Genomic DNA, 5440 nt, shown 5'->3' on the forward strand with positions numbered 1-5440 from the left:
ACATGGCTTTCGATGCACCTCAACCACGCAACCCGCTAAATCCCTTCGCTTCGTCTTGATTTTTGTCGCTGGCACATTGGCCGCTTGGTCATCCGCAGAATTGTGCAAGTGGCTCTAATATGTAGCATATGATTTTTGGGGCATTCCGGCAAAAGTACGGTGCGGTAAGCTCCCCAGTTTGCCCTTCCGCCCCGCCATGTCCTTCGCTCCCCTCCAAAACGACAGCTTTCTGCGCGCCTGTCTGCGCCAGTCCACCGACCACACCCCCGTGTGGCTGATGCGCCAGGCGGGCCGCTACCTGCCGGAATACCTGGCCACGCGGGCCAAGGCGGGCAGCTTCATGGGGCTGGCCACCAACACCGACTACGCCACCGAAGTCACCCTGCAGCCGCTGGAGCGGTTTCCGCTGGATGCTGCCATTTTGTTCAGCGACATCCTCACCGTGCCCGATGCGATGGGCCTGGGTCTGAGCTTTGCGCAGGGCGAAGGCCCGCGCTTTGCCCACCCGGTGCGTGACGAAGCCGCCGTGGCCAAGCTGGAAGTGCCCGACATGGACAAGCTGCGCTATGTAACGGATGCGGTCACCTCCATCCGCCGTGCGCTGAATGGCCGGGTGCCGCTGATCGGCTTCTCGGGCAGCCCCTGGACACTGGCCTGCTACATGGTCGAAGGCAAGGGCTCCGACGACTACCGCCTGGTCAAAAGCATGCTGTACAGCCGCCCGGACCTGATGCACCGTATGCTGCAAGTCAACGCCGATGCGGTCGCCGCCTACCTCAACGCCCAGATCGAAGCCGGTGCGCAGGCGGTGATGATTTTTGACAGCTGGGGCGGCGTGCTGGCCGACGGCGCGTTCCAGCAGTTCAGCCTGGCCTACACCCAGCAAGTGTTGCAAAAACTCAAAACCGAGCACAACGGGGTGCGCATTCCGCGCCTGGTGTTCACCAAGGGCGGCGGCCTGTGGCTGGACGAGATGGCTGGCCTGGACTGCGAGGTGCTGGGGCTGGACTGGACGGTGAATCTGGCCAAGGCCCGCGCCCAGGTGGGCCATAGCAAGGCCCTGCAAGGCAACATAGACCCGAACGTGCTGTTTGCCCCGCCCGCGCAGATTGCCGCCGAGGTGGAGCGCGTGGTGCGCAGCTTTGGCGTGCCCCACCAGGGTGCAGGCACCGGCCCCACGCACATTTTCAACCTGGGCCACGGCATCAACCAGCACACCCCGCCCGAGCACGTGGCGGCACTGGTGGAGGCGGTACACCGGGTTTCGCGCCAAGTTAGGGCCTAAAAATAGTTTGCCGATGCACCACTTATGCACAAAATTTGTGATGCAGTGCGGCAAGACAGCACAAGGGTGGCACCACCCGCTATGAAACCCATAGCGCTCGTAAGTCCTTGATTCATATAGTCATCTGAAATTGCTTTTTTTAGAGGCAATCCGTCGAAAGCCTTGATTTACCGGGCTTCGCGGGCCACCCCGCAGAGATATCAACAAAGTTATCCACAGATTCTTGGGATACCTTGTAAATCAGTTGCAAATCAAGCACTTAGCCGCCTTCCCTCTAGTTCACGTGAAATACCGCACATAAACCAAGCCATGCCGCACCGGCTCTCCGTCGTCGTCCAGACCCCCGCCCACAGCGCCATCGCCGGGCCGCTGACCTATGGCCACACCACCGCCCTGCCGCCCGGCAGCCTGGTGCGGGTGCCGCTGGGCAAACGCGAAACACTGGGCGTGGTGTGGGATGGCGAGCCTCAAGAGTCCACTTTTGAGATCCGCCCTTTAAGCGCCGCACTCGACGGCCTGCCGCCGCTGAACGCGGCCTGGCGCGGCCTGGTGCAGTTTGCCGCCCTGTACTACCAACGCGCCGTGGGCGAAGTGGCCCTGGCCGCCCTGCCCCCGCAGCTGCGCGAGTTGGGCGCGGCGCAGCTCACCCGGCGGCTCAAGCGGCCCGCCAAAGGTGCCGATGCGCAGGCGGATGCCGCTATACATTCCGCAGCACTCAGCGCAGAGCAGACCTGCGCCATTGCCGAATTTGAAGCCCAACCTGGCCCGTTCTTGCTGTTTGGCTCTACCGGCAGCGGCAAGACCGAGGTGTATCTGCAACTGGTGCAGCGCCTGCTGGCCCGCGACCCCACGGCCCAGGCGCTGGTGATGGTGCCCGAGATCAACCTCACGCCGCAGCTGGAAGCCCGCTTCCGCGAACGCTTCGAACCCCGCTTTGGCGCAGCGGCGGTGGTGTCCATGCACAGCGGCATGACCGCCCCGCAGCGCCTGAAAAGCTGGCTGGCCGCGCACGGGGGCACGGCGCGCATCGTGCTGGGCACGCGCATGGCGGTGTTTGCGTCCATGCCCCGGCTCAAGCTCATCGTGGTCGATGAAGAGCACGACCCCAGCTACAAGCAGCAGGAAGGCGCGCGCTACTCGGCCCGCGACTTGGCGGTGTACCGCAGCCAGCTGGAAACGCGTTTATCCACAGACCCCGAACCCTGCCGCGTGTTGCTCGGCTCGGCCACCCCGTCGCTGGAGAGCTGGCACCACAGCCGCCCCGCTGCCGAGGGCGGCCGCTACGTGCGCCTGGCCATGCCCAGCCGCATCGGCGCGGGCGCGTTGCCCAAGGTGCGGTTGGTGGACATGGGCTTGCAGCAAAAGAAAACCGTGTTCTCACCCCAGCTGCTGGCCGCCATCCAGCAGCGCATTGCGCGTGGCGAGCAGAGCATGGTGTTTTTGAACCGGCGCGGCTACGCCCCGGTGCTGGCCTGCGGCAGCTGCGAATGGAAGAGCGAATGCCCGCATTGCAGCGCCTACCGCGTGTTCCACAAGATCGACCGCAGCCTGCGCTGCCACCACTGCGGCTATGCCGAACCGGTGCCGCGCGCCTGCCCCACCTGCGGCAACCCCGACATCGCCCCCGTGGGCCGGGGCACCGAACGGCTAGAAGAGCACCTGGCCGAATTACTCGCCAGCGTGCGCCGCCCCGACGGGGGCCCGGTGGTGGTGGCCCGCATCGACGCCGACAGCACCAAGGCCAAAGGCGCGCTGGAAGCCCAGTTGGCCGAGGTGCACACCGGCGCGGTCGATGTGCTGGTGGGCACGCAGATGATTGCCAAGGGCCACGACTTTCGCCGCATCACCCTGGTGGCCGCCATCCAGCCCGACGGCGCGCTGTTCTCCAGCGACTTCCGCGCCCCCGAGCGCTTATTTGCCCTGTTGATGCAAGCGGGAGGCCGGGCAGGCCGCGATGCCGCCCACAGCCAGAGCAGCGAAATGTGGGTGCAGACTGAACACCCCCAGCACCCGCTGTTTGCCGCCCTGCGCCAGCACGACTACCCGGCGTTTGCCGCCAGCCAGCTCGACGAGCGCCGCGCGGCAGGCATGCCGCCCTTCAGCTTCCAGGCGCTGGTGCGCGCCGAGGCCCGCACGCAAGAAGCCGCCCAGGCATTCCTGACCCTGGCCAGCGCCGCCGCCTGCGACGTGCCGGATGTGGAGCGCGTCACCCTTTACCCCGCCGTGCCGATGGGCGTGCAGCGGGTGGCCAATATCGAGCGTGCCCAGATGCTGGTGGAAAGCCCCTCCCGCCAGGCCCTGCAACGCTTTCTGCTGGCCTGGCAAGCCGTGCTGCGCGCCACCCGCAGCCAGCCCGAGGCCAAAGGCCTGGTCCGCTGGGCCATCGACGTAGACCCATTAAGCATTTAAAGAAAATCGGCTTCTAGCGCATATAACACCTGCACAAGCAGCTACCAAATATGTAGCAAACCTAGCGCAACTGATAGCCAGCCTGCTGCCCCACAAAGCCGTCAAACGCCGCCAGCAGCGGCGCAAACCGTGCGCCATCGCCCTCTAGCTGCGCCAACGCTGCGCAGGTGGCTTCCAGCGTCGAGAGCTGGTCTGGCAAATGCGCTTTGCGGATGCGGTAGTGCGAGGGCGGCAGGCCGCGCAGGGCCAGGCGGGGCAGCTGTTGCAGCGGTGGGCTGCTGTACAGCATCTTGCGGCTTTTGCGCCAGGTGCCGTCTAGCACCACCAAGCGCAGATTTGCCGGGTGCTGCAGCCAGGCGGCGGGGAGCGGGGGCGGGGGTGACAGGTCGGCCGCCGTATCCAGCGGGGTGTCGGGGTAAAGCAGCAGCGTGTGCTTGCCGTCTGCGGGCCAGGGCGCTTCGGCAAATGTTTCGCCCACCTGCAAATGGCTGTTTTGCAAACTCAAACACAGCAGGCGGGCGCTGCCTTTGGCCTGCGGCACTTCCAGCGGGTGTTGCAGCACCAGCACCTCCACCGCGTGGGCGGTGGGCGCCATCCAGTGGCAAATACAGGTGCGCTGCGGGCGCAGGCAGGTCGGGCACATGGGGCGGTGCAGAGGGTGCGGAGAAGGCAACATGGCCGAATTCTAGGCAACGGTAACTACCCAGATCCAACGCAGCGTGGTGAAGAGGCCTTCCAGAAACACCGCAGAACTGGCTCCGCCAGGCTACTGGTGTTGCCCCCTTGCCAAGGGGGTTGGCGAAAAGCGCTTGCGCTGTAGCCTGGGGGTGGGTCGTTACAGGCAGCACGTCGCGGGTTTCTACACCCCGCGAGGCCCATGATGGCCTGCAACCATTTTCAGCAACCACTTGCAAACAAGGTGTGATGGCATGGCACATCCCGCCGTGGTACAGCCCCCTTCTGGCGACCGGTGGGCACGCAAGATACGGCTGCGCATCGGCATTGCGCTGGACAGTTACCGCTATCTGGCGGCCTGGGGCTAGGTGCGGGAGGGCTTGAACAAAGCCTTCGGCACCGAGCTGCGACTGACCCAGGCGGTGGTGGATGCCGTGGGCGGACAATTTATATTCCGTCCCTTTGGCCCGGTGCTGGTGGTGGGGGCCACCATGCCGCTGGCGGTGTATGAGATGCGCGAGGACACCGACGGCCTGGACCGGTGGATGCAGGGCTACAACGCCTGGCTGGCAAGCGACTGGACGCAAGCCGAAAAGGCATTCAGCGGCTACGCCTAACAGCCCCCACACGATCGGGCCGCACCGCTGCTTCTGGCCACGGTGCGCACATTCCGAAGCGACGCCCCCCCACCTAACTGGGACGGCGTACTGCGCTTTACCAGCAAATAAGTACACCCCCAGGCTACAGTGCTGCGCATCTTGCGCCCCCCCCCCTTGCAGGGGGCGATGCCAGTGGCCCGGCAAAGCCGATTCCACGGCATCCCTGGCGGGAGGGCGTTCTGGCTGCGAGGTGGTGTCGTCACAGTAAAGAATCGAACCTTATGCCACGGCGGTGGATACTATGGTTTTGATAGCCGCTAGCGCAGGCAGAATCTGCGCTAGCGGCCATTTTTACGGCTCTCTTCCGTTTCGGGTGGCGCACCACGGGCTAGAAAATTGTGTTGACATCCAATCCCAAAGGAGAAACACAAATGCAAGAAGCGTTATTTTGCCAAGCACTGGGACTGTCAGC

4 protein-coding genes are annotated in these 5440 nt (G+C 64.7%); 3 read left to right on the forward strand and 1 reads right to left on the reverse strand.

Features of this window, described 5'->3' with window-relative positions; translation table 11 throughout:
* The first annotated feature begins 196 nt into the window (after nucleotides 1-196).
* Both hemE and priA read left to right on the forward strand, forming a co-directional pair.
* Nucleotides 197-1285 (forward strand): uroporphyrinogen decarboxylase, encoded by a 1089-nt coding sequence (hemE, locus tag AC0969_RS19650; RefSeq protein ID WP_479625836.1) that lies wholly within the window; start codon nucleotides 197-199, stop codon nucleotides 1283-1285.
* 309 nt (nucleotides 1286-1594) lie between these two features.
* A complete protein-coding gene (gene priA, locus AC0969_RS19655; RefSeq protein ID WP_479625837.1) occupies nucleotides 1595-3694 on the forward strand; it encodes a replication restart helicase PriA in 2100 nt (699 codons plus the stop codon).
* A 61-nt stretch (nucleotides 3695-3755) separates the two neighbouring features.
* On the opposite strand, the gene AC0969_RS19660 is transcribed toward priA, so the two are convergent.
* Nucleotides 3756-4370 carry a tRNA-uridine aminocarboxypropyltransferase gene (locus tag AC0969_RS19660; protein WP_479625838.1) on the reverse strand — a complete coding sequence of 205 codons (615 nt, stop codon included), beginning with the start codon at nucleotides 4368-4370 and terminating at the stop codon, nucleotides 3756-3758.
* A 379-nt stretch (nucleotides 4371-4749) separates the two neighbouring features.
* On the opposite strand from AC0969_RS19660, the gene AC0969_RS19665 reads away from it, so the two are divergent.
* Nucleotides 4750-4986 carry a hypothetical protein gene (locus AC0969_RS19665; protein ID WP_479625839.1) on the forward strand — a complete coding sequence of 79 codons (237 nt, stop codon included), beginning with the start codon at nucleotides 4750-4752 and terminating at the stop codon, nucleotides 4984-4986.
* Nucleotides 4987-5440 lie beyond the last annotated feature (454 nt).

The sequence above is a fragment of the Rhodoferax sp. LB1P47 genome (genome assembly GCF_056521445.1).

What these genes read in the sequence shown, in the direction of transcription:
- hemE (WP_479625836.1), top strand. Translation starts at nt 197, where the DNA reads ATGTCCTTCGCTCCCCTCCAAAACGACAGCTTTCTGCGCGCCTGTCTG.
- priA (WP_479625837.1), top strand. Translation starts at nt 1,595, where the DNA reads ATGCCGCACCGGCTCTCCGTCGTCGTCCAGACCCCCGCCCACAGCGCC.
- AC0969_RS19660 (WP_479625838.1), bottom strand. Translation starts at nt 4,370, where the DNA reads ATGTTGCCTTCTCCGCACCCTCTGCACCGCCCCATGTGCCCGACCTGC.